This is a genomic window from Mameliella sp. CS4 (assembly GCF_019392335.1).
Classification (GTDB): domain Bacteria; phylum Pseudomonadota; class Alphaproteobacteria; order Rhodobacterales; family Rhodobacteraceae; genus Antarctobacter.
Window position 1 is genome coordinate 1 of the sequence record NZ_JAHXRQ010000309.1, and the last position, 231, is coordinate 231.

At 59.7% G+C, this 231-nt stretch carries 1 protein-coding gene; it reads left to right on the plus strand.

The window, feature by feature from the left end:
- On the plus strand, positions 1–231 hold a 231-nt coding region (locus KZZ07_RS27510), incomplete at both ends, for a MerR family transcriptional regulator (RefSeq protein ID WP_219520236.1).

The following is a 231-nucleotide window of genomic DNA, read 5'->3' on the forward strand; positions in this document are numbered from 1 at the left end:
TGACTATCGGAGCCTTCGCCAAATCGGCCGAGGTCAATATCGAGACGATCCGCTTCTATCAGCGCAAGGGGCTGCTCGTCGAACCGGATCGCCCTTATGGTGGTATCCGGCGCTACGGCGAAGCGGACGTGGCCCGCGTGAAATTCGTAAAGACCGCGCAGCGCCTGGGGTTCAGTCTGGATGAAGTCGGGCAATTGTTGCGGCTTGAGGATGGCACCCATTGCAGCGAAG